Origin of the sequence: Mycobacterium sp. DL99 (genome assembly GCF_004762045.1) — a bacterium.
In the GTDB taxonomy this organism is placed as follows: Bacteria; Actinomycetota; Actinomycetes; order Mycobacteriales; family Mycobacteriaceae; genus Mycobacterium.
In genome coordinates this window covers 3,995,371-4,021,644 of sequence record NZ_SJOM01000007.1, presented here as the reverse complement: position 1 = coordinate 4,021,644, position 26,274 = coordinate 3,995,371, and the positions used below count along the sequence as shown (strand labels likewise).

The following is a 26,274-nucleotide window of genomic DNA, read 5'->3' as shown; positions in this document are numbered from 1 at the left end:
ATACTTTGAGTTAATTCAATACCCAAAGTCCGCTTCGATCTATCATCAGCGAATGCCGCGGCTGACCAGGGCTCAACGCCAGGAACAGACGCGAGCCGAACTCTTGGAGGCCGCCAAACAGCGCTTCCTGGCCCACGGCTACGCCGCCACCAGCCTCGAAGACATCGCCGACGACGCGGGCTTCTCGAAGGGGGCCGTGTACTCCAACTTCGGCAGCAAGCCCAACCTGTGCCGCGATGTTCTCGAGCTGATCCATCGTGAGAAGTTCGCCGAGATGGCCGAACTCGCGATGTCCGACGCCGAGCTGGACAGTCGCGTGAGCGCTTTGAGCGCCTGGCTGGAGCGGACCGCGGGCGATGTCGGCTGGACCATGCTCGAACTCGAATTCGCGGTGCTGTCGCGGAACAACCCCGAGCTGGGCGAGATGATCACGGCATTGCGCAATGAGGCTGCGCAGATGGTGATCGACGTTCTGCAGTCGATGTCGGCCGAACTCGGGCTCAGCGAAGCGGAATTGGCGAACAATGACGTCGCGGCGAGCCTGGAGGATCTCGGCAATCTCCTGCTCAGTGCCGGGATCGGCCTCGGCATCCAGCGGGCCATCGACCCGTCGGTTCCGGCACGGCCATTCACCGACGCGTTCGGCCACCTGGTGAAACTGCTTGGCGCCCTGGGATCGCCGAAGTAACCCGAAGGAGTTTGGATGGTATTACCGGCCACCGCACTGTCGACCCGACGCCCGAGTCGCAGATCCCGCGCGTGTTATGGCATCGCACGCCGAACCCTTCTCACCCAGGTACGTAGATCGGTTGCCTACCAAGGAGATCGATCCGTCGAGGATCGCCTCGCCGCGATCGGTCGTCGCATCAACGCGCTCGCGCGGCTCCAGCGCCTTCGGCCGCGGCGGGGGTTGCGGGTCAGCCGGATCACGCTCGGTCATGTCACGATCGAGACCATCCGGACAGCCGAGTCGGCTCACCGCCCGCTTTCTGACGGCGCCATCCTCTACCTGCACGGCGGGGGGTTCTTTCTCGGCGGTTTCGACACCCACTCGCACGTCGTGGTCGCGCTTGCCCGCCGGACACAGCTTCCCGTGGTGCACGTCGAGTACCGACAGCACCCCGAGGTGACCGTCGACGAGTCCGTCGCAGACTGCCTGCGTGCCTACCGTTGGCTGTTGGACCAGGGGGCCGACCCCGCCAACACCGTCGTGGCAGGTGACTCCGCAGGCGGATTCCTGGCATTCGCAACCGTTCTCGCCGCCCAGGCGCAGGGGGTCGGTGCGCCGGCCGGCGTCGTCGGTGTCAGCCCGCTGCTCGAACTCGACGGTGAACGCCGCTCGGGCCATCCCAACTTCGCCGCGGACCGGATGGGGATCGGGCTCGCCCTGCCGATGATCGTCGAATGCGTCGGCCCCAAGAGTTCGAACGGTCACGCCTTGTCACCGGTCAACGGGGAACTCGCCGATTTTCCGCCGAGCCTGATCATCGCGGCGGAATCGGAAGCGCTGCGATGCGATGCCGAACGCATGCACGAGGTGCTGACTGATGCCGGCCGGGAGTGCACTCTCAAGGTCTGGCCCGGTCAGTTACACGCGTTCCCGGCGTTTCTTCCGTTTCTGCCGGAGAGCCGTGAGGCCCGCGACTGCATCGTGGAGTTCGTTCAGGACTGTTTGGGCACGAGTAGCCGAAGTGCGCCCGGCACCGCGGACACCGTGACCGGCAACGGGAGTGCGAAGTCCCCATCGGCGTAGGCGTTGATGCCCGGGCATTCGACGTGGACCGACTTGGCGCGCCTGGTGGTCACCTCGGCGAGGTCGACATGGGTGCCCTTGAAAACCGTGGGGAACAGGCGGATCAACCTGGTGCGGGATGCCGACGTGATCATCGTGACGTCGAGCAGCCCGTCCGAATGGTCGGCGCCGGGACAGATCAACATGCCGCCGCCATAGCTGCGGGTGTTGCCGAATGCCGCCAGGGTGAGGTCGGTGCGGATCTCCGGGCCATCGTCGAACGTCAGCCGGAACGGCAGCAGCCGTAGCTTCGAGATCTCCGCGAGCATCGCGACGTTGTAGCGCATGCGGCCGTGCGGCCAGCGCATCCGGTTGGTCCGGTCGCTGACCAGAGAATCGAACCCGGCGGCCATCACGGTGCCGAACCACTTGACCGCGCCGGAGGTGTCTTCGATGCGGCCAAGGTCGACGGTCTCGGTATGGCCGTCGGCGACGATGTCGGCGGCGGCCTCGGGATCGCCTGTCGGCAAATGGTATTCGCGGGCATGGTCATTGCCGGTCCCGGCGGGGACGATGCCCAGCGGAACATCACCGGTGGCCAGCGCCTGCAGGGCCAGTGAGATCACCCCGTCGCCGCCGACCACGATGAGGGCGTCGGTGCCGCGGTCGAGCGCGTCGTCGACCAGACGGCGGGCGTGCGCGGCATCGGTTCCGACGATCGCGCACACGTCGATACCGCGCCGCTGGAGCTGTGCGACCGCCCGCTCGGCCGCATGCGGCGCGTTGCCATGCCCCGACATGGGATTGGTCAGGACCGTGACCTGATTCACGGAATCAGCTTGCCCGGGTTGAGGATTCCGGCCGGATCCAGGGTGGCCTTGACGGCCCGCAACACCTCGACACCGAGGTCGCCGATCTCGTCCCGCATCCAGGGACGGTGATCCGCGCCGACCGCGTGATGGTGGGTGATGGTGCCGCCGCCCTGCACCATCGCGTCGGAGGCCGCGGTCTTGGCGGCTTGCCACTGCTCGATCGGATTACCGCGCTGGGCGGCGACGACCGTGAAGTACAACGAGGCGCCGGTGGGGTACACATGCGAAATGTGACACATCACCAGGGCGGGCGTGCCGGATTCGGCGAGCGAGGTGGTCAGCGCCCCGGTGACCGCGGCCTTCAGCTCGGCCAGGTTGGACCACGTGGTGGCGGTTTCCAGCGTTTCGCACAGCGCGCCGGCGGCCAGCAGGGAATCGCGTAGATACGGTGCGTTGAATCGCCCGTGTTCCCACGCCCGGGCCGGCGCGTCACCCAGCGAGGTGCCGCCGTGGGCCTGCATGACGGCGCGGGTCTCCTCGTGGCGGCTCTCGGTGTGGGCCGCGCTGCCCTCGAACAGCGTGATGGCCAGGCAGCCGCCGGTGATGCTCTGCTCGCCAATGCTTTCGGTGGTCGCGAGGTTCACGCCGGTCTCGGCCTCGTCGGACAGCCGGATCACCGTCGGGCCCGTGCCGGTCTGGGTGACGGCCCGCAGTGCCTCGGCGCCGGTGGCGAAATCCGGGAAGGACCAGGCCTCGTAGCGCGTGGTCTCAGGCACCGGATGAACCCGAACCCGGACCCGGGTGATGACGCCGAACACGCCTTCCGAGCCCAGGAGTAGCTGGCGCAGATCGGGTCCGGCGGCCGAGGCCGGAGCGCGACCGAGGTCCAGCGTGCCCGCCGGGGTGACGGCGCGCAGGCCGCGCACCATGTCGTCGAAGCGGCCGTATCCGGCCGAATCCTGCCCGGAGGACCGGGTGGCGGCGAACCCGCCGATCGTGGCGAACTGGAAGCTCTGCGGAAAGTGGCCCAGCGAGAAGCCGTGCGCCCCGAGCAACGCCTCGGCCTGCGGTCCGGTGACGCCCGCGCCGAGCTCGGCCTCGCCGGTCACGGGGTCGATGCTGTGCAGGGCATCGAACCGGCGCAGGTCCAGCGTGACGATCGCGGAGAAATCGCCGCGAAGCGGATCCAGGCCGCCCACGACGCTGGTTCCGCCGCCGAACGGGACGACGGCGATGCGATGCTCGGCACAGTGGGCCAGGATCGCGGCGACCTCGTCGTCAGAGCCCGGGATCAAGACCGCGTCGGGCGCATCTTGGATTCCGGAATCGTTGCGGCGCAACAGGTCCAGCGTCGACTTCCCGCCGGCGTGCAGCAGTCGCGACATCGTGTCGGTACTGCAGTTTTGTGCACCGACGATCGCGGCGAGGGCGTCGCGGTCGGCGTCGGACAGGGCGGACGGCCGCAACTGCACCCGGTCGGGTGTCGGTTCCGCCGCGGGTGCGGCCTCGACGCCCAGGGCCTGCTGGAGCAGGGACCGGATTCCGTCGGAAAGTGGCTTGGCTGCCTGCGGGTCGCCCCAGGCATTCCACTTCATCGGAGGCAGAAACTGTTCAGCCGGCTGAGTCATGCGTTACAGTATTACACATGATGTCAATCAGTAACGAGAGATCGCTGAGCGACCAGATCTTGGAGGCCGCCGCCAGTTGCGTGCTGGCCTTCGGTGTCGACCGGGTGACACTGGCCGAGATCGCCCGGCGGGCCGGGGTCAGCCGCCCGACCGTGTACCGCCGCTTCCCGGACACGCAGTCGATCCTGGCCGCGCTGCTCACGGCGCGGATCGTGGGTGTGCTGGACGAAACCGGCAGCCAGGGGCCCGGGCGTGCGGCGCTGGTGACCCGCATGGTGACGGTGGCCGCACGGCTGCGCCACGACGAGGTGATCATGGCGGTCCTGCACTCCGCGCCGGAGGTGGCGATGGTCTACATCGCCGAGCGGCTGGGCACCAGCCAGCAGATCCTGATCGACGCACTGGCCGGCGAGCTCAAGCTCGCGCAGGAGGTAAGTCAGAAGAACGACCGTGTCCGGTCCGGGGACCCCCGCCAGCTGGCCACCATGTGCCTGCTGATCACCCAGTCCGCGATCCAATCCGCCCAGATGGTCGAGCCGATTCTCGACGCCGACGCTCTGGCCGCCGAACTGTCCCACGCATTGAACGGATACCTAGCCTCGTGACCGGACCGACCGCGCTCAATCGCGCCAGGCGCACAACCGAATTGGCCGCCCTGGCCGATGGGGAACAGATCGATGTGATCGTCATCGGCGCCGGTATCACCGGTGTGGGCATCGCGCTGGATGCCGCCACCCGGGGCCTGCAGGTGGCACTGGTGGAGAAACACGATCTCGCCTTCGGCACCAGCCGGTGGAGTTCGAAACTGGTGCACGGCGGTCTGCGCTATCTGGCCACCGGCAACGTCGGGATCGCCCGCCGCAGCGCGATCGAACGCGGAATCCTGATGACCCGCAACGCACCTCACCTCGTCAAGGCCATGCCGCAGCTGGTACCGCTGCTCCCGTCGATGGGGCGCACGTCGCGAGCGTTGGTGCGCACCGGATTCGTGGCCGGCGACGGCCTGCGCAGGCTGGCGGGAACCAGTGCGTCGATCCTGCCGCGCTCCAGTCGGGTGGACGCACATCGTGCGGTCGAGTTGGCCCCGACGGTGCGCACCGAGGGCCTCGACGGGGCCTACCTGGCCTACGACGGCCAGCTCATCGACGACGCCCGACTGGTCGCCGCCGTTGCCCGCACCGCCGCACAGCACGGGGCCCGCATCCTGACCCGTGTCTCCGCGAGCGCGGCCGACGCCACCTCGGTGCGCCTGACCGACGAACTCACCGGGCAATCCTTCGACGCGAACGCCCGGGTGGTCATCAACGCGGCGGGGGTGTGGGCCGGCGATCTCGATCCCGCGATCAAGCTGCGTCCCAGCCGCGGCACGCATCTGGTGTTCGACGCCGCGGCGTTCGGCAATCCCACCGCGGCACTGACCATTCCGATACCGGGGGAGCTGAACCGGTTCGTCTTCGCGATGCCCGAACAGCTCGGCAGGGTCTACCTCGGGTTGACCGACGAGGACGCTCCGGGGCCGATTCCCGATGTACCCCAGCCGACTCCGGGTGAGATCGCCTTCCTGCTCGACACTGTCAACACGGCGCTGGCCACCGACCTGACCACCTCGGACGTGCGCGGTGCCTATGCCGGTCTGCGGCCGCTGATCGACACCGGCGAAGGCAACACGGCCGACGTGTCCCGCGAGCACGCGGTCGTTGAGTCGGCGAACGGGGTGTTCAGCATCATCGGCGGCAAGCTCACCGAATACCGGTACATGGCCCAGGACGCGCTGGACCGGGCGCTCGCCTTGCGCGGGCTGTCCGTCGCCGACTGCCGCACGGCCAACCTGCCGCTCGTCGGCGCTCCGGCCAATCCGGTGTCCACGTTGCGATCTGAGCATCCGCTGCCGTCCTCGTTGGTGGCCCGGTACGGGGCCGAGGCGCCGAATGTGATCGCTCGGTCGCGGTGCGCTCGCCCCACCGACCCGGTGGCCGACGGAATCGACGTCATCCGCGCCGAGTTCGAGTACGCGGTCACCCACGAAGGCGCTCTGTGCGTCGACGACATTCTCGATCGCCGTACGCGCATCGGGCTCGTGGGCGGCGACCGCGAGCTCGCGGCTGGGGCTGCCGCCGAGATGATCGCCGAATTCGGGGAAGTCGAGTAGCCCACGCGGTTGGCGGGAAGGGCCCCTGCACGATGGCGATGCGGCTCACCGGGTGACGCCGATCCACCTGACCAACGATCTGGCAGGGGTCGGCTGAACCCGGGCGGGACTACAGTCGGGTCGTGGCGGCGATGACCCAGGCGCCCGTGCTGATCGTCGGAGCCGGGGTGGCGGGGCTCGCGAGTGCGGCCCTGCTGGCCCAGCACGGGGTCGAATCGGTGCTGGTGGAAAAGCGGCGCGAGGTGTTCATCTACCCGAAGGCGCGCAACCTGACCTTCCGCACATGCGAGATCCTTCGCGGGCTGGGACTGGGCGACCAAGTGCACGCGGTGGCCGACGGCGCGTCGAGTGTGGTGCTCAAACCGACCCTGAACAGCGCCTCGGCGGAGCCCGCGATGGATGTCGAGGCGATCTTCGCCGGGTTCGCCGGTCTCAGCCCGGAACCGGTGGTCCAGTACTGCCCACAGAGCCGCCTGGAACCCATCCTGCTCGGGGATATCCGCCGACGCGGGAGCCAGGTCCGCTACGGCACCACCCTGGTGAATTTCACCGAGGAAGCCGACGGTGTCACCGCCGAGTTGGCCTCGGATGCCGGGACCGAGACGGTGCGCGCCGACTATCTGATCGCCGCCGACGGTGTGCACAGCCCGATCCGCACCACGGTCGGCATCGGCACCTCGGGCCATGGCGCATTGCCGATCTTCGTGGTCTTCATCTACTTCAGGGCCCAGTGGCGGTCATTCGTCCCCGATCTCGGCGATGGCGATGCGATACAGGTGCGCAACTCCGAAGTCGACGGCATCTTCGTGGTCATCGACGCTGACCGCGGCATGTTCATCACTACCTACCTGCCTGACCGCGGCGAGTCGGCTGACCAATTCACCCCGGACTATTGCCGTGAGGTGCTCACCGCGGCGATCGGTGAATCGATCGACCTGGAGATCATCGAAGTGGCACCGTGGCAGCCATACGAACAGGTTGCCGACCAATTGCGCAGCGGACGAACGTTTCTGGTCGGCGACGCCGCGCACACCATGCCGCCGTTCAAAGCCGGCGGGGCGAACATCGCCATCCAGAGTGCGCACAACCTGGCCTGGAAGTTGGCGGCCGTACGGACCGGCGCCGCCGGATCGGGGTTGCTCGACACCTATCACGACGAGCGGCATCCGATCGGCCGATTCGCCGCCCGCCAATCTCTGATCGGGCCGCCACTGGCCCTGCTCAAGCTCGCCGATGCCGCGCCCGGATTGCTGGCCGGCGAAGAGGCGCCGATCTTCGACATGATCCTGGGATACCAATACCACTCGGCGGCAGTCGTTTCCGATGGCGAGCCAACCGGTACGGTGAGCTTCGTCGAGGACCTGCGCGGCCAACCCGGAACCCGGATGCCGCACATCTGGCAGTCCCGTGACGGAAAATCGGTGTCCACTCTCGATCTGATCGACCATGGATTCGCGTTGTTCACCGCGGGGGATCCGCAGGCATGGACTGTTGCGGCATCAGCGGCAGCGGGAACGTCCGGTACGACGCCGGCGGTGCATCCGCTGAACGACGGGGGAGTGGCGCAGACCGGCCTCAGCCCGGGCGGCGCGCTCCTGGTCCGTCCCGACGATTTCGTCGGGTGGCGCACCGAGAAGCTACCCGCTGATCCGGAAACCGCACTGCGTCAAGCGCTTTCGTCGATACTCGATCGGTGATGTGGCGGTCCGTCACCCGGCCAGTGCGGCGTCCCGGACCGCTGAACTGGTGTGGCGCTGCCACAATGCCTGCGCACCTACCAGCAGTGGCGGTTCGAGTTCGGCTACCACCACCCGGCCGTCCATGGCCTCACCCGCCGCAGTGGTTACGAACGCGACGGCGCCCGTCGTCAGCGGGGCGGCGACGGTGGCCGAACCCTGGACCCGGCTCACCGCATAGTCGGGTTCGAAACCGGCTCGTCGGCACGCGCCCATCAGGAAATCGCTGTAGTAGGAAGCGCCCGGGGGAGCCCACAGCGCAATCCGCTCTCCGGCGAGTTCGTGAATGTCCACGACCGGCTGGGCGGCCAGCCGGTGTTCGCGAGGAACAGCCAGTCGCACCCGGTCGTACCCCACGACGGCCGTGGCCAGTTCATTGGTCGGGACTACCCCGCGGCGCAGACCGAGGTGAACCGTGCCGTCGAGCACCGCACCGATGAGCTGATCGGGGTACAGCTGGCGGAAGATGAAGGAGGTCTCGGGGAATGCGATGATGGCCGGTTCGAGCCGGGTATAGACCTCAGTTCCGCTGAGGGCCGGGGTGTGGCCGATGACGAAGACCTCGGCGGCGCCACCGGCGGTCTGTTCCACCCGTTCGGCCACGGTGCGCGCCGCGGCCAGCAGGGTTCTACCTTCGGTCAGCAGTAACTCACCGGCGCGGGTGAGTGCCAGCCGACGGCCTTCGCGGCGGAACAAGGCGGCGTTGAGCTCCTTCTCCAATTGCTGCATGGAACTGCTGAGGGCTTGCTGGCTAATGTGCAACGCGGAAGCGGCGGCCGTGATGCTGCCCGCTTCGCCGATCGCAATGAATTGACGTAAACGTCGTAAATCAGGGGCATTCGTTGACACTCGCCAAGTCTATCCACAACCAAATCTTGTGAATATCTCGATAACTTGCGTTATCCATCTGTCGATCACGGAACTAGGCTGCCAGCTGTGAGCAAACTAGAAGGTAGATCGGCGATTGTTGCTGCCGGCGCGAAGAACCTTGGTGGCCTGATCAGCGCGACGTTGGCTTCGAGGGGTGTCAACGTAGCGGTTCACTACAACAGTGCCGCCACCGAGTCCGACGCCGACAAGACGGTCGCCGCGGCCCAGGCCGCCGGGGTGAAGGCCATCAAAGTGCAAGGCGACCTGACGGTTCCGGCCAACGTCGAAAAGCTCTTCGACACGGCCATCGACGCATTCGGAAGCGTTGACATCGCGATCAACACCGTCGGCAAGGTGCTGCGCAAGCCGTTCATGGAAACCACTGAGGCCGAATATGATTCGATGTTCGACGTCAACGCCAAGGCGGCGTACTTTTTTCTGCAGCAGGCGGGGAAGCGGCTCAACGACAACGGGTCGGTGGTCACCATTGTGACCGCACTACTGGCGGCCTACACCGACGGGTACTCGACCTACGCGGGCTCCAAGAGTCCCGTCGAGCACTTCACCCGGGCCGCGTCGAAGGAATTCGGGGTGCGCGGCATCAACGTCAACAACGTCGCCCCCGGTCCGATGGACACGCCGTTCTTCTATCCGCAGGAGACCCCGGAGCGGGTCGAGTTCCACAAGTCGCAGGCAATGGGCAACCGGCTGACCGAGATCACCGACATCGCCCCGCTGGTGGTGTTCCTCGCCGACGAGGGGCACTGGATCAACGGGCAGACCATCTTCGCCAACGGCGGTTACACCACGCGGTAGACGGGCTCAGAACGCCGAATGGCCAGTTACTGCACAGCTTTTCGTTGAAAGTGTGCAATAACTGGCCACTCGAGCCTGCTGAAGAATTACAGTGGGATGTTCTTGTGACGACCGCGCCGGTGCGGGGCCTCGGCAAGCGCCTGCGTCAGCTTGCTACGAGTGTGAGCCGGGTCGATCTTCTCGTCGACCACGCCGATCTCGATCGCGGAATCCACACCGCCGGCGATGCGCTCGTGCTCGATCGCCAGCTCCTCGTGCAGCGCCTCACGCTCGTGATCCGGAGCGGCGGCCAGCTTGCGCTTGTGCAGGATGCCCACGGCGGCCTTGGCGCCCATGACGGCGACCTCGGCGTCTGGCCAGGCGAACACCTTGGTGGCATTGAGCGAACGGGAGTTCATCGCGATGTAGGCGCCGCCGTAGATCTTGCGGGTCACCAGCGTCACGCGGGGGACCGAGGACTCACCGAAGGCGTGCAGCAGCTTGGCGCCGCGGCGCACCACACCGCCCCACTCCTGGTCTACGCCGGGCAGATAGCCCGGGACGTCGACGACGACGACCAGCGGGATTCCGAACGCGTCGCACAGCCGCACGAAACGTGCCGACTTCTCGGCGCTTTCGGAGTTCAGGCAGCCGCCGAGCCGCAACGGGTTGTTGGCGATCACGCCGACCGACCGGCCGGCCAGCCGGCCGAGACCGACGACGATCGACGGGGCCCACTTGGCCTGGAATTCCTCGAACGGCACGCCCTCGTCGAGCAGCGCCTCGATGATCGGGTGCACGTCGTAGGCGCGGCGGGCCGACTCCGGCATCAGCGCCGTCAGGTCGGTGTCGCCGGCCTCGGCCTTGTTCCGGTCGAAATGGCCCTGCTGGCTGAACAATCCGACCAGGCGACGGCCGCGCTCGTAGGCGTCGAGCTCGTCGTCGGCGACGATGTGGCACACGCCGGACTTCTTGTGGTGAGCGTCGGGGCCGCCGAGCGACACCATGTCGACATCCTCACCGGTGACACTGCGCACCACGTCCGGACCGGTGACGAACACCTTGCTGTCCGGGGCCATGATGATGACGTCGGTCAGGGCGGGGCCGTAAGCCGCACCGCCGGCGGCGAATCCGACGACCACCGAAATCTGCGGGATGTACCCCGACGCCCGGATCATCGCCTCGAAGACCAGGCCGACCGCGTGCAGCGCCTTGACGCCCTCGGCCAGCCGGGCACCACCCGAGTGCCAGATCCCCACGATGGGGCTCTGCTCCTCGATCGCGGTGTCGTAGGCATTGACGATGTGGGCACAGCCCTCGATGCCCATGGCGCCGCCCATCACGGTGCCGTCGGTGCAGAACGCCACCGTACGAACGCCGTTGACGGTGCCGGCCGCGGCCAGCACACCGGAGCGGTCCCGCTCGTGCAGCAGCTCGACACTGCCGTCATCGAAGAAGGTCTGCAGGCGCAGCAGCGGGTCGCGTGGGTCGAGCGATTCAGCAGCAGTTTCGGGGGCCATGATCGTCATAAAGGTCTCCTTTGATGGAAAGCGCTGGGTCTCAGTACTTCCCGAAGGCGAGCGCGACGTTGTGCCCACCGAATCCGAACGAATTGTTGATGGCGTACTTGAAGTCGCCCTGTCGCGGCTCACCGGCCACCACGTCCAGATCGATCTCCGGATCAAGGTTGCGCAGGTTGAGCGTCGGGGGAATGACGCCGTCTCGCAGCGCCATAACGGTCAGGATGGACTCCACTGCGCCGACCGCACCGACCGAATGGCCGAGCGCGGACTTGGGCGCGTAGACGGCGGGCACATGGCCGCGCATCGCGTTGTTGATGGCTTTCCCCTCGGCCACATCGCCGACGCTGGTGCCCGTGGCATGCGCGTTGATGTGATCGATGTCTGTGGGCTGCAGACCCGCCAGCTGAATGGCGCGGGTCATGGCGTAACCGGCCTGCTCACCATTGGGGTCCGGCGCCACGATGTGGTAGCCGTCAGAGGTGATGCTCGCGCCCATGAGGCGGCCCAGGATGTTCGCTCCGCGAGCCTTGGCGTGCTCCTCGGTCTCGATCACCATGAGCGCGGCGCCCTCACCGAACACAAACCCGTTGCGGTCCTTGTCGAACGGCTTGCAGGCACCCGGCGGATCGTCGTTGCTGTTGGACAGGACGATGCGCATCTGGGCGAAGCCGGCGATCGGCACCGCTTCGATCTTTGTCTCGACGCCACCACAGATGGCGATGTCGGCTTCGCCGAGAACGATATTGCGCCACGCGTTGGCGATGGCCTCGGAACCGGACGCACATGCCGAGATCAGGGTGCTGACCCCGGCCTTGGCCTTGCGTTCGAGCCCGACCGCCGCCGCCGCCCCGTTCGGCATGTACATCTGAACAACGAGCGGCGACACGGCGCGCAGCCCCTTGTTCCGCATGGCGTCGTAGGCGAACAGGAGTTCCTCGGAGGAACCCATGCCGGTGCCAATGGACACCATGAGTCGTCGGGTATCGACCTCCGGCGAGCCAGCGTTGGCCCAGACCCGGCGGCCGATCACCGTCGACATCTTCTGCAAATATGACAACCGGCGCAGTTCAACCCGCGTCAGCTCGTGATCGAAGTCCTCTAGGAGGTGCCCGCCGATGCGAACCGGTAGGTCGTACTGCTCGACGAACGAATCAGTGAGTAACCGGATCCCGCTCTGACCGTCGAGCAGCTTCTTCCAGGTGTTCTCAGCATCGGTTGCCAGCGCCGTTGACATGGCTACGCCGGTGACAACCACATTGGGAAGACCGTTCCCAGTGGACAATCCCGCCATATTTGCTGTGTTCTTCCTTCCGTGCTTTCCCTCGGTGTGGGTGCCTTCCGGGGTTACCTATCGGGTTTCTACCCGTTGTCAGTACTTCCCGAACGCCAGAGCCACATTGTGGCCACCGAATCCGAACGAGTTGTTGATGGCGTACTTGTAGTCGCCATAACGAGGCTCGCCCGCAACCACATCGAGATCGATCTCAGGATCCGGCGTTTCGTAGTTAAGCGTCGGGGGGATGACCCCGTCGCGCAACGCGAGCACCGTCAACACCGACTCCAGCGCACCGACTGCGCCGATCGAGTGACCCAGCGCCGACTTCGGCGCGTAGACCGCGGCGTTCTGGCATCCGGCAACGCGGATGGCATTGGCCTCGGCGGTGTCGCCGATCGGGGTGGCCGTGCCGTGGGCATTGATGTGGTCGATGTCCTTGGCTTCCAGACCCGCGGTTTCCATCGCCCGCTTCATCGCGGCACCGGCACGGTGACCGTTGTCCGCCGGAGCGACCATATGGAATGCGTCCGAGGTGATACCGGCACCCATGATGCGGGCCAGCGGCTTGGCGCCACGGGCCAGGGCATGCTCCTCGGTTTCGATGATCATCATCGCGCCGGCCTCGCCGAACACGAATCCGTCACGGTCCTTGTCGAACGGCCGCGACGCACCCTGGGGGTCGTCGTTGCGGGTCGACATGGCGCGCATCATCGAGAACGCCGCGATCGGCAGCGCCTCGATACCGCCTTCGACGCCTCCGACGACGGCGAAGTCAGCGTCACCCATCACGATCTGACGCCAGCCGTGGGCGATGGCCTCAGATCCCGACGAACACGCCGACACCGGCGTGATGACCCCGGCGCGGGCGCCGAGCTCAAGTCCGGCGACCGCGGCCGCACCGTTGGGCATGATCATCTGAACGGCGAGCGGGCTGACCTTGCGGATCCCGCCCTCGTTCATCGCGTCGTAGGTCTCGACGATCTTCTCGCCACCGCCGAGGCCCGTGCCGATCACGACGGCGAACCGATCGGGATCGACCTCGGGCGCACCGGCGGTCTTCCACAGCCGTCGGGCGAGCACCAGTGACATGCGCTGCACGTAGGAATTACGGCGCAGCTCGATGCGCGTCAAGTGACTGTCGATGTCATCGACCAGGTGGCCACCGATACGCACCGGAAGGTCCCACTTGGTGACGAAGTCGTCGGTCAACTCACGGATGCCGCTTTCTCCGGCCAGGAGGCCCTTCCACGTGCTCTCGATGTCAGCAGCGAGCGCCGTGGTGGCCTCCACGGCAGTCACCACGACGTTCGGGAAGCCTCCGTTAGCAGTGGAAGGTCTGGTCATTCCGAGCCAAACTTCTCGCGCAGGGCGGCGGCAGCCTCGGGGTTCTCTTCTTCGAGCTTCTGGATGTAGGAGACGACGTCACCCACGGTGCGCAGGCCGGCGAGATCCTCGTCGGGGATCTTCACGCCGTACTTGTCCTCGGTCTGCACGGCGATCTCGACCATCGACAGCGAGTCGATGTCCAGGTCGTCGACGAACGACTTCTCCGGGGTCACCTCAGACGGCTCGATGCCGGTGACCTCTTCGATGATCTCGGCGAGACCGGCGATGATTTCTTCTTGACTGGCGGCCACAATGGCTCCTTCTTGTTGTTGACAGCGCCCTCCGGGTGCGGAGGACATCTCGGGACGTTCGTTTGTTACTGCGATATTCAGTTGTCGCTCGACCTAGAGCTCGTTCAAGCCATCCAGGTCTGCGGGAGCCTTGACCGCGCGGGTCGGGGTGCCCTTCAGTTCACGCTTGGCGATACCCACCAGGGTGCCCGCCGGCGGGAACTCGACGATCCCGGCGCGCTCGGCACCGGAGAAACGGTCCCGCATGGTGGCGGTGCACAGGTCCCAGCGCACCGGCTTGGTCAGCTGGGACACCAGCTTCTCCATCGCATCGGCTGCCGAGGCGACCGGCTGGCCGTCGGCATTCGACAGAAGTGTCGCGGTCGGCTCGGAGGTTGTTACAGACGCGGCGGCGGCGGCGTAGCCATCCAGCGCGGAAGCCATGTAATGGGTGTGGAACGCGCCTGCGGTCGCCAGCTGACGGACGCGGGCCTTGGCCGGCGGATCCTCGGCGAGCTTCTCCAACGCCGCGATCGCGCCGGCGGCCACGATCTGGCCGGCGGCGTTGCGGTTGGCGGGGACCAGGTCGAGCGACTCCAGCCGGGCCAGCACCTCGGCCTCGTCGCCACCGAGCACCGCCGACATGCCGGTCGGCTCCACGGCGCAGGCCTTGGCCATCTCGGCGCCACGGGTGGCGGCCAGCTTGACCGCATCATCCGCGGAGATGACGCCGGCAATGGCGTAGGCGGCGATCTCGCCGACCGAATGGCCCGCGACGATGGTCTCGGCGGTCTCGGGAACGCCGCGTTTGGTCAGTTCCTCGTAGGCCAGCAGGGTGGCGGCTACCACCAGCGGCTGCGTCACCGCGGTGTCAGTGATCTCCTCGGCGGTGGCGGTGGTTCCCAGACGCGCCAGATCCAGGCCACTGATCTGCGACCACGTGGCGAGGCGATCGGCCGCACCGGGCAGCTCCAGCCAAGGGGAGAGCATGCCGGGCGTCTGCGATCCCTGTCCGGGAGCAAGCAATGCGAGCACGGGTTGAGGCACGTCATTAAGAGAACACTGTGAAGACGGTTTTGTGGGGTGTAAGAGATTATGAACCTTGTCTTATGTTTTTGTAGGTTCCCCACAAAAGTGCATGTGATGCGACATTGCCTTCACCGCAGCGAAATCTGTCACAGCCTCTCGGATGTCCGGTGAGCCCGGTTCGGGCCCACTATCGGACGGAATGCGCCGGGCGGATTGCCGGTATCACGACGGTTCCGGCATTTGGCGTGCTCGGCTGGTATGCCTGTTTGCTCAACCTGCCGACCGTCGACGCCACGCGCAGCACGTAGGCGTCCCGCGGCACGGCGGGATCGCGGCCGGTGAAGTCGCCGATCCGTTTCAGCCGGTAGCGCACCGTGTTTGGATGAACGAACAATTTGCGTGCGCAAGCTTCTATGGCGCCGCCTGAATCCAGGAACGCGTCGAGCGTCTCGGTTAGCGCTGGGCCGGCATCGGCCAACGGGCGCATGACCTCGCTTTCCAGTGCCGCGATGGCCGTTGCATCGCCCAGTAGGGCCCGTTCCGGCAGCAACTCCCGCGCTGACACCGGGCGGGGTGCACCGGGCCAGCCGGCCACCGCGTTCATCCCGGAGATGGCCTCGGTGGCGCTCCGGTGCGCGGCCGTCAGCGTGGGGGAGGTCGGCCCGACCACCACCGGGCCGTCGGCGAACACCGACAGCAGGTCGACCAGGAAACGATCGGTTGCTGACAGCGGGCCCGAGACGATCGTGATGAGCCAGGTTCCGTGCACATCGGACAGCGCCGCCCGGTCATTGCGCTTCACGACGTCGTGGATGTCGTCGCGGGCCAGGTCCAATCGGTCCGGACGCGGCAGGCCGACGATCACCGTGGCCGGCGCGGTGGCGTCCCAATTCAGCGCCGCCGCCTGGGACTGCAGCTCAGGTCCGGAATCGCCGCGCACCACCGCGTCGACGACATTGGCCTCCATCCGCAGATCCCAGGCCCCGCGGGCCTCGGCCTGGTCGGCGTAGGCGCTGGCGGCCGCGAAGGCCAGGTCCCGGCTGTAGCGCAGGATGCCCGCGGTCAGCGCGTTGAGCTGCTCCTCGGATCGGGCCAGCAGCGGCACCACCTCCTCGAAGAACTCCATCGAGGTCCGCACCATCTCGACCGACTGGCGCAGTGCGATGCGGCGGCGCAGGTCCTGTGGCACCACCTCGAACGCCTGGGCGGTATAGCTGACGTCGCTTTCCGGGTCTCGCATCCACTCGACGAAGTTGACCACGGCGGTCTGTACCACCAGCTGGACGCTGGCCCGCTGCGACGCGTCCAGATCGGAGAAGAAGTCGAGACGCTCGGCCATGGCGTGCACCGCCTCGGTGGCCAGTCGGCCGGAGTACTGCTTCAACCGGCGCAGCACCGAGTCGGGAACGCTCTCCAGGACCTCGACGGTCGATTTGGGCGGAACGAACCGCTTGTCGGGCATCCCTAAAAGCTACGCCAATATTCTGGTGGATTCCTCCAAGCCACCCCTCCGGCGGGCGGTCGCTCCCGTATGGAGCGACCGCCCGTTCGGAGATCTTGGCTAGGCGCTTCCGGTGTCGACGTAGGACACCGCGGCGGCGAACACGTCGTCGATCTTGTACTGCTTGGCCGCCGCGATCGCCACCGAGGGATCGATCTCGCCGTCCCGGGCCAGCCCCTCCAGCGCTGCCACCACGACCGACTCGGCGTCGGTATTGAAGTAGCGCCGTGCGGCGGGCCGGGTGTCGGAGAAGCCGAAGCCGTCGGTACCCAGCGTGATGTAGGTCCCCGGGACCCACTGCCGGATCTGCTCGGGCACTGCCCGCATCCAGTCCGACACCGCCACCACCGGGCCGGCCGCGTCGGCCAGGGCGCTGGTCACATGCGGGGTCCGGGCGGGCTGATCGGGATGCCGCAGCCGGTGCCGCTCGATCTCCACGCCCTCGCGGTTGAGCTCGCCCCAGCTGGTCACCGACCACACGTCGGCGGCCACGTCCCAATCTGCCGCCAGCATGTCGGCAGCCCGGAGCGCTTCGGGCATCGACACCCCCGACGCCAGGATCTGGGCGGTGTTCGTCCGTTGTTCGGGCGCCCGGCGGTACCGGTACATCCCGCGCAACAGGGCCTCGGTGTCCAGATCGGCCGGCTCGGCGGGCTGGACGTAGGGCTCGTTGTAGATGGTGATGTAGAAGAACACGTTCTCGGCGTGCTCGCCGTACATCCGCTGCAGACCGCTCTCGATGATGTGGGCGACCTCGTAGGCGAACGCCGGGTCGTAGGTCACCGCGGCCGGGTTGGTCGCCGCCAGCAGCAGCGAATGTCCGTCGGCGTGCTGCAGGCCCTCGCCGGTCAGCGTGGTGCGTCCGGCCGTCGCCCCGAGCACGAAGCCCTTGGCCATCTGATCGGCGGCGGCCCACAGGCCATCGCCGGTGCGCTGGAACCCGAACATCGAATAGAAGATGTAGATCGGGATCATGGGCTCGTTGTGGGTGGAGTACGACGTGCCCACCGCGGTGAACGACGCTGTCGACCCGGCCTCGTTGATGCCCTCGTGCAGGATCTGGCCGATCTCGGATTCCTTGTACGCCAGCATCAATGCCGAGTCCACCGACGTGTACAGCTGCCCGTTGCGGTTGTAGATCTTCAGGCTCGGGAACCACGAGTCCATGCCGAAGGTGCGGGCCTCGTCGGGGATGATCGGCACCAGGCGCGGACCGATGTTCTTGTCCCGCAACAGTTCCTTGAACGTGCGCACCGTCGCCATGGTGGTGGCCACGGCCTGGTTGCCGGAGCCCTTCTTCAAGGCGGAGTAGGCATCGGATGCGGGCAACGCCAGCGGCGTGGTCTTGTTGCGTCGCGCCGGGACGAACCCGCCCAGGGCGCGGCGCCGGTCCAGCAGGTACCGGATCTCGGGCGCCTCGGGCCCCGGGTGGTAGTACGGCGGCAGGTAGGGGTCCTGCTCCAGCTGCTCATCGCTGATCGGCACCCGGGTGACGTCGCGGAAATCCTTGAGGTCTTGCAGCGCAAGCTTTTTCATCTGGTGCGTGGCGTTGCGGCCCTCGAAGTGGCTGCCCAGCGTGTAGCCCTTGATGGTCTTGGCCAGGATGATCGTCGGCTGGCCCTTGTGCTCCATCGCGGCGCGGTAGGCGGCATAGACCTTTCGGTAGTCGTGACCGCCGCGCTTGAGATTCCAGATCTCCTGGTCGGTCATCGGCTCGACCAGGGCCTTGGTGCGTGGGTCACGGCCGAAGAAGTGATCGCGCACGTAGGCGCCGTCGTTGGCCTTGTACGTCTGGTAGTCGCCATCAGGCGTGGTATTCATCAAATTGACCAGCGCACCGTCGCGATCGGCGTGCAGCAGGGCATCCCACTCGCGGCCCCAGACCACCTTGATGACGTTCCAGCCGGCGCCGCGGAAGAACGACTCCAGCTCCTGGATGATCTTGCCGTTGCCGCGCACCGGGCCGTCCAGGCGCTGCAGGTTGCAGTTCACGACGAAGGTCAGGTTGTCGAGCGCCTCATTGGCGGCCACCTGGATCAGGCCGCGGCTTTCCGGCTCGTCCATCTCGCCGTCGCCGAGGAACGCCCACACGTGCTGATCGCTGGTGTCCTTGATGCCGCGGTCGTGGAGGTAGTGGTTGAACCGGGCCTGGTAGATCGCGTTCATCGGCCCCAGGCCCATCGACACCGTGGGGAATTCCCAGAAGTCGGGCATCAGACGCGGGTGCGGGTAGGACGGCAGACCGCCGCCGGGATGGCTGTGTTCCTGCCGGAAACCATCCAGTTGGTCGGTCGTCAGCCGGCCCTCGAGGAAAGCGCGCGCGTAGATGCCGGGGGAGGCGTGGCCCTGGATGAACACCTGGTCGCCACCGCCCGGGTGGGATTTGCCGCGGAAGAAGTGGTTGAACCCGACCTCGTAGAGCGAAGCCGACGAGGCATACGTCGAAATGTGGCCGCCCACACCGACTCCCGGGCGCTGGGCGCGGTGCACCATGATGGCCGCGTTCCACCGGATCCAGGCGCGGTAGCGTCGCTCGACGTCCTCGTCGCCGGGGAACCAGGGTTCCAGGTCGGTGGGGATGGTGTTGACGTAATCGGTCGACGTCAGTGCCGGGATCGCGACACGCTTCTCGCGTGAGCGCTCCAGCAGTCGCAACATCAGGTACCGGGCCCGTGCCGGGCCCGATCGCTCCAGCAACTCGTCGAACGACTCCAACCACTCCGCGGTCTCGTCGGTGTCGATATCCGGAAGGTAGGAGGCAACTCCCTCGCGAATCACCCGTACCCGGTCGGGTTCGGGTGCAGTAGAGGAGTTTTGGGCCAGATCCTGGCGCACGAACTCGGTGGTCAACTTCCGCTCCTTGTTAGGCGGTTACTACTGACAGTGCTTGTGGCACCTTCTATCGTCCACCTATCTTGCCGCCTCCGTGCCGCTGGGGGTGGCGGTGCGGAAGTTACCCATCAGTTGCTTTCTGAACCGGTAACGTCTGCAGATCGTGCCGGTTGATGGGCAGTTTGGGGCAAAGGCGCGGATCGCCGCGGGCGCGCTCGGTGGCGCCGCGGTGATCGCGATGGTCGTGGTGGGTTGTACGTCCGTTACCGGTGGTACCGCACAAGTCGATTCCGCCGTGGCGCCCGAGTACCGTGCGTCGGTGAAGGCCTCGATCGAGGAGTCCTCGGCCAGCTCGGTGACCCGCGAATCCGAACGACAGGCCTCGTTGACCACACGCGCCGTGCACACCGTCTGTGAGGACCTCAGCACCTCGGCCGTCGACGCGGTCAACGCCGTCAACGGCTATGTCGAAGCGGTCAACAACGGCGGGGACACCGCAGCCAAGGCCGGCCCCGCGATCGACGGGCTGAACCGCAGCGCCGATCTGGTCAGCTCGGGCCTGTCCGATGCGCTGTCACCGGATCTGCGCGCCGCGCTGACCGAGTGGGTCGACTCGGCGAGAGTCCTCGTCGCCGCCATATCCGGCCACGTCGGCCCTGATCAGTTCAATGCGGCGTCGACACGATCGAACACCGCCAGAGAGGACGCGCTGACCCGATGCGACAAGGCTTACTGACGGGTTGGCGGACAAAGTGGCCCGCCGGACACCCGCACAGGTGGGTCGCCGTGCGACGATAGGTCGCAACACGCATCGCGCGCGCAAATGAACGAGCAACCAACAAGTCTTGAGACAGGCTCGAAGAAAGGTAAGGAGGACCGACGGTGGTCGCGGCGGCGGGGACGGACTCAGGCCCGAACTACGCCCAAATCCTGGGGATCCATAAGGATCAGATAGTCCAGGAACTGGGTTGGGACGAGGATAGCGACGACGACATCCGGGCGGACATCGAGGAAGCGTGCGGTTCCGAGCTCCTCGATGAGGATTCGGACGAGGTCATCGACGTCGTATTGCTCTGGTGGAGGGACGACGACGGGGATCTCGTCGACCGGCTCATGGACGCCATCACCCCACTCGCCGAGGACGGCGTGATCTGGGTGGTGACTCCCAAGACCGGCAAGGCTGGGCATGTGCTGCCGGCCGAGATCGCCGAATCGGCGCCGACGGCCGGTCTGATGCAGACCTCGTCGGCCAAGTTGGGGGACTGGACGGCGAGCCGATTGGTGCAGCCGAAATCTTCTAAAGCCGCGGGCAAGCGGACCTGATGCTGGCCGTTGGGGCCCCGGCGCCCGATTTCACGCTCCGGGACCAGAACGGCAGGCCGATCACGCTCAGCGGGTACCGCGGCGCCAAGGACGTGCTGCTGGTGTTCTTTCCGCTGGCGTTCACCGGTGTGTGTGAGGGCGAACTCGGAGAGATCCGCGACAAGCTGCCGTTGTACGAGAACGACGACACCGCGACCCTGGCCATCTCGGTCGGTCCACCCCCGACGCACAAGATCTGGTCCATCGAAAGTGGATTCACGTTCCCGGTGCTGTCGGATTTCTGGCCGCACGGTGCGGTCACCCAGGCCTATGGGGTGTTCAATTCCGATGCCGGATACCCGAACCGCGGCACATTCGTCGTCGACCGGGCCGGCAAGGTCCGCTTCGCCGAGATGATGGATCCGGGTCAGCCGCGCGATCAGGCGGTCTGGCGGGAGGCGCTGGCGGCGCTGAAAGGCTGAAGTAGTCTGACCTTCCTTTCCTTTGCGGGATTTCCGGTCGCGCCGTCTCGGCGTGTACCGTGCCTGCGACGGGGCGCGTAGCTCAGTGGTAGAGCTCTGGTTTTACACACCAGCGGTCGGCGGTTCGATACCGTCCGCGCCCACCATCAAATTCCCCGGTCCTAGGACCACACCGCCTTCGCGCGTTTCAGCGCGAGTTCCTGGCCGCGCATGGCGGTGTCACCCCAGCACGACGGGCTCTCCCGGGAGAACTTCATGTTCACGAATCCCGTTAGATCGGCCCTGATGACGTATTTGAACGGAACCGGGCCGGTCTTCAGCTGGGGGCTGCCGGGCCGGCACTGCACACCGGGGTTGACGCGCTCACCGACCCACGCGCCCTTGTGCCGATCGGCGGCGGAGTCCCAAGCCAGGTCCAGCTGCCAGGCGCCCTCCGGCGCGGGCGAGTGCACCCGCAGGCACTGAGGTCCGCAACCCGACAGGGTCCAGTCATAGGGCTCCGGCGCCGGGTGGCCCGAGGTCTCGGTGACGGTGTAGACGCCCGGTCGAGGCAGCGGCGGGGCCGGAAGCTCGGGGGCCGCGACCGGTGGGCCGGATGACCTGAGGCCGCCGAGCGCGAATCCGATTGCCAGCGAAACGGCAACCAGGACAATGGCGTCTTTCAAAGGGGACCTCCGCGTCGAATCATATCCGCGCGACTCAGCGATACCCTGACGTACCACCCGAATTCAGGCCCCGGCGAAGAACTCCAGGGCGATGCCGTCGGGATCGCGGAAACTGAGCCCCGACCCGTATGGTGCGTCGACGATCCCGCCGTGGGCGATGCCCAGCCTGTCGAGCCGGTCCACCCAGCTCTGCAGTTCCGTACGCGACGAGCAGCCGAAGCCGACGTGGTCCAGCCCGACCCGGAATTCGCTGAAACGTTCATCGGGGGCGGGATTCCGGTGTTGATGGATGCCGAACAGGGTGCCGTTGTCCAGCAGCCACACCAGGTGGTGGAAGCCGGCGTCGGTGTCCTCGTCGAGCACCGGATCGGCGCCGAACAGTGTGCGGTACCACGGCCCGCTGACCGCCAGATCGCGGACGGTGACCGCCACGTGAGCGAGCGCTGGGAACGTCATCTTCGCCTCCTCGATCAGACCACCCGTTTGCCGAAGCGGTCACGGATCCGCATGTCCCACAGATAGAGCTGGTAACCCAACAACCACACCTCGTGCGGGATCACGCGATCGGCGGCCCGCAGGCCGGTCAACAACCACTCGAAACGCCGCTGTTGATCGGCTGTCCAGCTCATGCGCATGTGACTGCGGAACTCCGCGGGCAGGAAGCCGGTCGTGGCGAACAGGTTGAACCGCCCGGCCAGCAGCCGCAGCGGGGCGGGCAGGAACGCCATCGCTGCCACCCCATGCAGATGCTTTCGCACCGGCGGGTCGATCCGCAGGTCCTGCAGTGACTGCTTCCAATACGCATCGAAGGCGTTCCGGTCCTCGGGCCACATCTCGTCGCGCACCTGCAGAGTGGTGCCCAGTGTGCGGGCGTCGGCATAGATCGCGTCGGCCGATTCCTCGTCGAGCGGACCGTAGAGGAACTCGTGCATGTCGATGTAGTAGTGGTACAGGCAGGCCGCCACCCACAGCTGCAACCGGGGGTCGAAAGCGTTGTAGGACACCGGGCTTGAGCGGCGCGAACGAACCAACGCGTGCACCCGGTCGATCTGGGTGCGCAGCAGCGCGCGGTCGGCGTCGGTGCCGATGGTGGCGGTGGCCAGGTAGGTGCCGGTGGTGCGGGCCCGTTTGAACGGGTGCTTGTAGACGTTGCCACTGTCCACCGGACTCTCCAGAACGCCGTAGCCGACACCCGGGGCGGACAACTGCATGATCACGTTGGCCGCGGGCAACAGTGCCGCCGCCGGGTTGAGCAGATCGGTGACCCGTCGCGGGCGTCGTGGCGAACCCAGCCTCATGAATTCGAGTAGATCACCTTGTGAGACGCTGCCGAGGTGTTTGCGCGCAGAAGCCGACGGGATTGGCACAGTCGGGCCGCCGGCATCGCTGTCGGATTCCTGGCCGACCTGCTGCTCGGGGATCCGCGTCGCGGCCACCCGGTGGCCGGGTTCGGTACTGGCGCAGCGAGGTTGGAAAAGCTGACCTACGCCGACAACCGCGGGGCAGGCGTCCTGCACACCGGGCTGTTGCTCGGCGGGCTGGGCGGACTGGGTTGGGCCGTGGGACGCGGTGACCGGGTGTTCGTGACCGCGGCAGCCACCTACGTCGCCCTCGGCGGCACCTCGCTCAACCGGGTCGGGCACCAGATGGCGACGCTGCTCGCCGGCGACGACCTGGCTGGTGCCCGCCGGCTGCTGCCCTCCCTGTGCGGGCGGGATCCCGCCGCGCTGGACGCGTCGGGCCTGACCCGGGCCACCGTGGAATCGCTGGCTGAGAACACCTCTGACGCCCAGGTGGCGCCGCTGTTCTGGGCGGCGATCGCCGGGGTGCCCGGCGTGCTGGTGTACCGGGGAGCCAACACGCTGGACGCCATGATCGGGCACCGCTCGCCGCGGTACAACTACTTCGGTTGGGCTGCAGCCAGATTCGACGACGTGCTGAACTACGTGCCGGCGCGGCTGACGGGCGTGCTGGCGGTGCTGTGTGCACCGGTGGTGGGCGGGTCACCGGCCGCGGCGCTGCGCGCCTGGCGGCGCGACGCATCGCGGCATCCCAGCCCCAACGCCGGGGTGGCCGAGGCGTCATTCGCCGGCGCGCTCGGGGTGCGTCTGGGCGGCCCGACTCAGTACGCGCATCAGCTGGAGATCCGGCCCACCCTGGGCGACGGGCGCATCCCAGAGGAAGCCGATGTGGCCCGCGCGGTCCGACTGTCGCGCGCGGTCCAGGCCGCGTCAGCGGCGGTCGCGGTGCTGCTGGCGGTCAGCGGCGCTTTCCGTAGCGGTCGGCGATCTTCTCCTCGTTCGTGAGCTCCCGGGCCGGCTCTTCCGCGGCGACCTGCGCGGCCGCGCGTTCGCGCCGCCGCTGCTGCAACTCGGCGTAGATGAAGTAGCCCAGTCCGAGCGGGGCGACGATCCCGAACGCGATCCACTGGATGCCGTAGGAGAGGAACGGTCCGGCGTCGAGGTGCGGGAGGGAGATTTCCCCGAGCCCGCCGGGCTGGTTGGCCACCAACTGCAGGTACGACCCCGTCAGCGGAACGCCGGTGAGCGAGGCGATCTGCTCGGGGTTGATCGAATACACCTGCTGCGCGCCGTCCTCGCCGCGGAACGGCTCCTTACCCGGAAGACTGGCTTCGGCATCACGCAAGCGCGCGGTGATCGTCACCTGACCGGTCGGTGCGCCCGCGAACTCGGGCACCTTGTTCCCGTCCTTGGGAGTGATGAAGCCGCGATCGACCAGCACCACCGGCCCGCCGTCAACGGCGAACGGGGTGAGCACCTCGAAGGCGGGCTCACCGTCGACCACCCTCAGCCGGACCAGCACCTCCGCTTTGTGCAGGTAGTGACCGGTGGCCGTGACGCGTTGCCACTGGGCGTCGGGTGCGACCGAATCCTGGTGCGGCAGAACGGTGGTGACCGGAACCGGATCGGCCTGCAGCGAATGGCTGATCTGGTTGTTCTCCCGCGACGTCTTGGTGTTCTTGCCCAACTGCCACGGCGCCAGCACGGTGAAACACAGGTAGGCGAATGCGGCCACCACGATGAACAGCGCCACCCACTGGGGCCGGAACAGGAATGTCAGCCGCTTCATCAGGCCACGATTCCCCGACCGGCAAGCGTCTGGTCGACCCACGCGTGCAGCCCGGGCAAGGACGCCTCGATCACGGTGAACACGTCCTCGAAATCGGTCTTGCCGCCGTAATACGGATCCTCGACGTCGAGGGCGTGCGCGCCCGAGCGGGGGTCGAACGACCGCAGCATCCGCAACCGGTCGCCCGCCACACCCAGATCGGTCAGGATGCGCAGGTGATTGCGGCCCAGCGCGACGACCAGGTCGGCGCCGAGATGGTCGTCGGAGACCTGGGCGGCAACGTGGTCGCTCGGATAGCCGCGCTCGCGCAACACCAGGCAGGCACGCGCGTCGGCGCCGTCACCGGCATGCCAGCCGCCGGTGCCACCGCTGCTCACCCGGATCACGTCGGCCAGGCCGCGCTCGCTGATCTGGTGGGCGAACATCTTCTCGGCCATCGGGGACCGGCAGATGTTGCCCGAGCACACGAACGTGACGTGCAGAACCGGCTCAGTGGAAAAGTCAGACACCGAGCACCTCCCGAAGCGCCGTCACGGTGTCGACGTGGGCATGCGCGGTCACCGCGGTGGTATCCGTGAAATCGGTGGCGCCGTAGCCCCAGCCGACCACCACGGTGTTGATGCCGTGCTCGGCCGCGCCTTCGACGTCGTGCATCCGGTCACCGACCATCAGCACGCGCTCTGGCAGGGGTTGCAGTTGGGCCAGCGCATAGGCGACCACGTCGGCCTTGGCGGCCCGGACGCCGTCGGGGCTGGCCCCGGCGATCACCTCGAAATAGCCGTCCAGGCCGAAATGCTCCAGGATGCGTCGCGCGGTGGGTTCCGCCTTGGAGGTCGCGACGGCCAGCCGCACCTCGGCGGCCCGCAGGTCGGCGAGCAATGCCTCGATGCCGTCGAACAGGCTGTTCATCGCCCAGCCGCGGCTCGTGTAATCGGCTCGGTATGCCGCGATCGCGGCGTCGGCATCGAAGCGCGTCTCGCCCAGACTCAGGGACTGCAACGTCTCGTGCATGGGCGGGCCGACGATGCGTCCGGCCAGGTCACCGTCGGGGACGCCGGCACCCACGTGGGCCAACGCGTGGCGAAAACTCGACACGATCCCGGCCGCCGAATCGGTCAGGGTGCCGTCGAGGTCGAACAGCACCAGCTGCGGTCGGGTGAGTTCCAGCGTGTCAGTCACGTGCCCATTCTCCCGTATGCCGCCGGCAGTCCTCCGGATGCCCAGCTGAGCACCCCG

26 protein-coding genes and 1 tRNA gene are annotated in these 26,274 nt (G+C 67.0%); 11 read left to right on the top strand and 16 right to left on the bottom strand.

Going from position 1 to position 26,274, the window contains the following annotated elements:
• Positions 1 to 52: 52 nt before the first annotated feature.
• Positions 53 to 688, top strand: coding sequence for a TetR/AcrR family transcriptional regulator (locus tag EYZ64_RS19750; protein WP_135455930.1), 636 nt, complete (start codon positions 53 to 55; stop codon positions 686 to 688).
• A 15-nt stretch (positions 689 to 703) separates the two neighbouring features.
• Complete coding sequence (locus EYZ64_RS19745) at positions 704 to 1,753, top strand: alpha/beta hydrolase (protein ID WP_135455928.1); 1,050 nt, start codon at positions 704 to 706, stop codon at positions 1,751 to 1,753.
• On the opposite strand, the gene EYZ64_RS19740 is transcribed toward EYZ64_RS19745, so the two are convergent.
• Together EYZ64_RS19740 and EYZ64_RS19735 are read right to left on the bottom strand one after the other, a co-directional pair.
• Positions 1,663 to 2,562, bottom strand: coding sequence for a diacylglycerol kinase (locus EYZ64_RS19740; protein ID WP_135455926.1), 900 nt, complete (start codon positions 2,560 to 2,562; stop codon positions 1,663 to 1,665). The genes EYZ64_RS19745 and EYZ64_RS19740 overlap by 91 nt on opposite strands.
• Positions 2,559 to 4,139 (bottom strand): FAD-binding oxidoreductase, encoded by a 1,581-nt coding sequence (locus tag EYZ64_RS19735; RefSeq protein WP_135460129.1) that lies wholly within the window; start codon positions 4,137 to 4,139, stop codon positions 2,559 to 2,561. The genes EYZ64_RS19740 and EYZ64_RS19735 overlap by 4 nt, the downstream gene beginning before the upstream one ends.
• A gap of 50 nt (positions 4,140 to 4,189) precedes the next feature.
• Here EYZ64_RS19735 and EYZ64_RS19730 point away from each other — a divergent pair, with 50 nt between their 5' ends.
• From EYZ64_RS19730 to EYZ64_RS19720, 3 genes are all read left to right on the top strand, one after another.
• Entirely contained in the window at positions 4,190 to 4,777 is a 588-nt protein-coding gene (locus tag EYZ64_RS19730; protein ID WP_135455924.1) for a TetR/AcrR family transcriptional regulator, read from the top strand.
• Positions 4,774 to 6,321 (top strand): glycerol-3-phosphate dehydrogenase/oxidase, encoded by a 1,548-nt coding sequence (locus EYZ64_RS19725; protein ID WP_135455922.1) that lies wholly within the window; start codon positions 4,774 to 4,776, stop codon positions 6,319 to 6,321. Before EYZ64_RS19730 ends, EYZ64_RS19725 begins: the two co-directional genes overlap by 4 nt.
• A 131-nt stretch (positions 6,322 to 6,452) precedes the next feature.
• Positions 6,453 to 8,018 carry an FAD-dependent monooxygenase gene (locus tag EYZ64_RS19720; protein ID WP_135460128.1) on the top strand — a complete coding sequence of 522 codons (1,566 nt, stop codon included), beginning with the start codon at positions 6,453 to 6,455 and terminating at the stop codon, positions 8,016 to 8,018.
• Positions 8,019 to 8,030: 12 nt separating this feature from the next.
• Here EYZ64_RS19720 and EYZ64_RS19715 read toward each other — a convergent pair whose 3' ends face one another.
• Positions 8,031 to 8,906 (bottom strand): LysR family transcriptional regulator, encoded by an 876-nt coding sequence (locus EYZ64_RS19715; protein WP_135455920.1) that lies wholly within the window; start codon positions 8,904 to 8,906, stop codon positions 8,031 to 8,033.
• A gap of 87 nt (positions 8,907 to 8,993) precedes the next feature.
• Between EYZ64_RS19715 and EYZ64_RS19710 the strand changes: the two genes are divergently transcribed.
• Positions 8,994 to 9,743: an SDR family oxidoreductase gene (locus EYZ64_RS19710; RefSeq protein ID WP_135455918.1), complete on the top strand. Its 750-nt coding sequence runs from the start codon at positions 8,994 to 8,996 to the stop codon at positions 9,741 to 9,743.
• Positions 9,744 to 9,829: 86 nt separating this feature from the next.
• Here EYZ64_RS19710 and EYZ64_RS19705 read toward each other — a convergent pair whose 3' ends face one another.
• From EYZ64_RS19705 to aceE, 7 genes are all read right to left on the bottom strand, one after another.
• Complete coding sequence (locus tag EYZ64_RS19705) at positions 9,830 to 11,251, bottom strand: acyl-CoA carboxylase subunit beta (RefSeq protein ID WP_135455916.1); 1,422 nt, start codon at positions 11,249 to 11,251, stop codon at positions 9,830 to 9,832.
• A gap of 31 nt (positions 11,252 to 11,282) precedes the next feature.
• A complete protein-coding gene (kasB, locus tag EYZ64_RS19700; protein WP_135455914.1) occupies positions 11,283 to 12,536 on the bottom strand; it encodes a 3-oxoacyl-ACP synthase KasB in 1,254 nt (417 codons plus the stop codon).
• A 78-nt stretch (positions 12,537 to 12,614) separates the two neighbouring features.
• The gene (gene kasA / locus EYZ64_RS19695) at positions 12,615 to 13,865 is read right to left on the bottom strand and encodes a 3-oxoacyl-ACP synthase KasA (protein WP_135455912.1); all 1,251 of its coding nucleotides are present in this window, start codon (positions 13,863 to 13,865) and stop codon (positions 12,615 to 12,617) included.
• Positions 13,862 to 14,158: a meromycolate extension acyl carrier protein AcpM gene (gene acpM, locus EYZ64_RS19690; protein WP_003884427.1), complete on the bottom strand. Its 297-nt coding sequence runs from the start codon at positions 14,156 to 14,158 to the stop codon at positions 13,862 to 13,864. The genes kasA and acpM overlap by 4 nt, the downstream gene beginning before the upstream one ends.
• A 93-nt stretch (positions 14,159 to 14,251) precedes the next feature.
• The gene (locus EYZ64_RS19685) at positions 14,252 to 15,172 is read right to left on the bottom strand and encodes an ACP S-malonyltransferase (protein ID WP_135460127.1); all 921 of its coding nucleotides are present in this window, start codon (positions 15,170 to 15,172) and stop codon (positions 14,252 to 14,254) included.
• Positions 15,173 to 15,353: 181 nt separating this feature from the next.
• Entirely contained in the window at positions 15,354 to 16,628 is a 1,275-nt protein-coding gene (locus EYZ64_RS19680; RefSeq protein WP_135455910.1) for a PucR family transcriptional regulator, read from the bottom strand.
• 99 nt (positions 16,629 to 16,727) lie between these two features.
• Positions 16,728 to 19,517, bottom strand: coding sequence for a pyruvate dehydrogenase (acetyl-transferring), homodimeric type (aceE, locus tag EYZ64_RS19675; protein ID WP_135455908.1), 2,790 nt, complete (start codon positions 19,515 to 19,517; stop codon positions 16,728 to 16,730).
• 145 nt (positions 19,518 to 19,662) lie between these two features.
• Between aceE and EYZ64_RS19670 the strand changes: the two genes are divergently transcribed.
• From EYZ64_RS19670 to EYZ64_RS19655, 4 genes are all read left to right on the top strand, one after another.
• Positions 19,663 to 20,235 carry an Rv2240c family protein gene (locus tag EYZ64_RS19670; protein WP_286175065.1) on the top strand — a complete coding sequence of 191 codons (573 nt, stop codon included), beginning with the start codon at positions 19,663 to 19,665 and terminating at the stop codon, positions 20,233 to 20,235.
• Positions 20,236 to 20,381: 146 nt separating this feature from the next.
• The gene (locus EYZ64_RS19665) at positions 20,382 to 20,822 is read left to right on the top strand and encodes a DUF3052 domain-containing protein (RefSeq protein ID WP_135455907.1); all 441 of its coding nucleotides are present in this window, start codon (positions 20,382 to 20,384) and stop codon (positions 20,820 to 20,822) included.
• Positions 20,822 to 21,283 carry a peroxiredoxin gene (locus EYZ64_RS19660; RefSeq protein WP_135455905.1) on the top strand — a complete coding sequence of 154 codons (462 nt, stop codon included), beginning with the start codon at positions 20,822 to 20,824 and terminating at the stop codon, positions 21,281 to 21,283. The genes EYZ64_RS19665 and EYZ64_RS19660 overlap by 1 nt, the downstream gene beginning before the upstream one ends.
• Positions 21,284 to 21,354: 71 nt before the next feature.
• Positions 21,355 to 21,429 (top strand) — tRNA-Val (locus tag EYZ64_RS19655).
• A gap of 15 nt (positions 21,430 to 21,444) precedes the next feature.
• Here EYZ64_RS19655 and EYZ64_RS19650 read toward each other — a convergent pair.
• The 3 genes from EYZ64_RS19650 to EYZ64_RS19640 form a co-directional block, all read right to left on the bottom strand.
• Positions 21,445 to 21,948: a hypothetical protein gene (locus EYZ64_RS19650; RefSeq protein ID WP_135455903.1), complete on the bottom strand. Its 504-nt coding sequence runs from the start codon at positions 21,946 to 21,948 to the stop codon at positions 21,445 to 21,447.
• Between the two features lie 63 nt (positions 21,949 to 22,011).
• A complete protein-coding gene (locus tag EYZ64_RS19645; RefSeq protein WP_135455901.1) occupies positions 22,012 to 22,404 on the bottom strand; it encodes a VOC family protein in 393 nt (130 codons plus the stop codon).
• A 14-nt stretch (positions 22,405 to 22,418) separates the two neighbouring features.
• Positions 22,419 to 23,246, bottom strand: coding sequence for an oxygenase MpaB family protein (locus EYZ64_RS19640; protein ID WP_135455899.1), 828 nt, complete (start codon positions 23,244 to 23,246; stop codon positions 22,419 to 22,421).
• A 36-nt stretch (positions 23,247 to 23,282) separates the two neighbouring features.
• On the opposite strand from EYZ64_RS19640, the gene EYZ64_RS19635 reads away from it, so the two are divergent.
• Positions 23,283 to 24,254 carry a cobalamin biosynthesis protein gene (locus tag EYZ64_RS19635; RefSeq protein ID WP_135455897.1) on the top strand — a complete coding sequence of 324 codons (972 nt, stop codon included), beginning with the start codon at positions 23,283 to 23,285 and terminating at the stop codon, positions 24,252 to 24,254.
• On the opposite strand, the gene EYZ64_RS19630 is transcribed toward EYZ64_RS19635, so the two are convergent.
• The 3 genes from EYZ64_RS19630 to EYZ64_RS19620 are packed head-to-tail and all read right to left on the bottom strand — an operon-like array spanning position 24,208 to position 26,217.
• A complete protein-coding gene (locus EYZ64_RS19630; RefSeq protein ID WP_135455896.1) occupies positions 24,208 to 25,038 on the bottom strand; it encodes an SURF1 family cytochrome oxidase biogenesis protein in 831 nt (276 codons plus the stop codon). The genes EYZ64_RS19635 and EYZ64_RS19630 overlap by 47 nt on opposite strands.
• On the bottom strand, positions 25,038 to 25,547 hold the full coding sequence (locus tag EYZ64_RS19625) for a low molecular weight protein-tyrosine-phosphatase (RefSeq protein WP_135455893.1): 510 nt from the start codon (positions 25,545 to 25,547) through the stop codon (positions 25,038 to 25,040). Before EYZ64_RS19625 ends, EYZ64_RS19630 begins: the two co-directional genes overlap by 1 nt.
• Complete coding sequence (locus EYZ64_RS19620; RefSeq protein WP_135455891.1) at positions 25,540 to 26,217, bottom strand: HAD-IA family hydrolase; 678 nt, start codon at positions 26,215 to 26,217, stop codon at positions 25,540 to 25,542. Before EYZ64_RS19620 ends, EYZ64_RS19625 begins: the two co-directional genes overlap by 8 nt.
• Between the last annotated feature and the right edge of the window lie 57 nt (positions 26,218 to 26,274).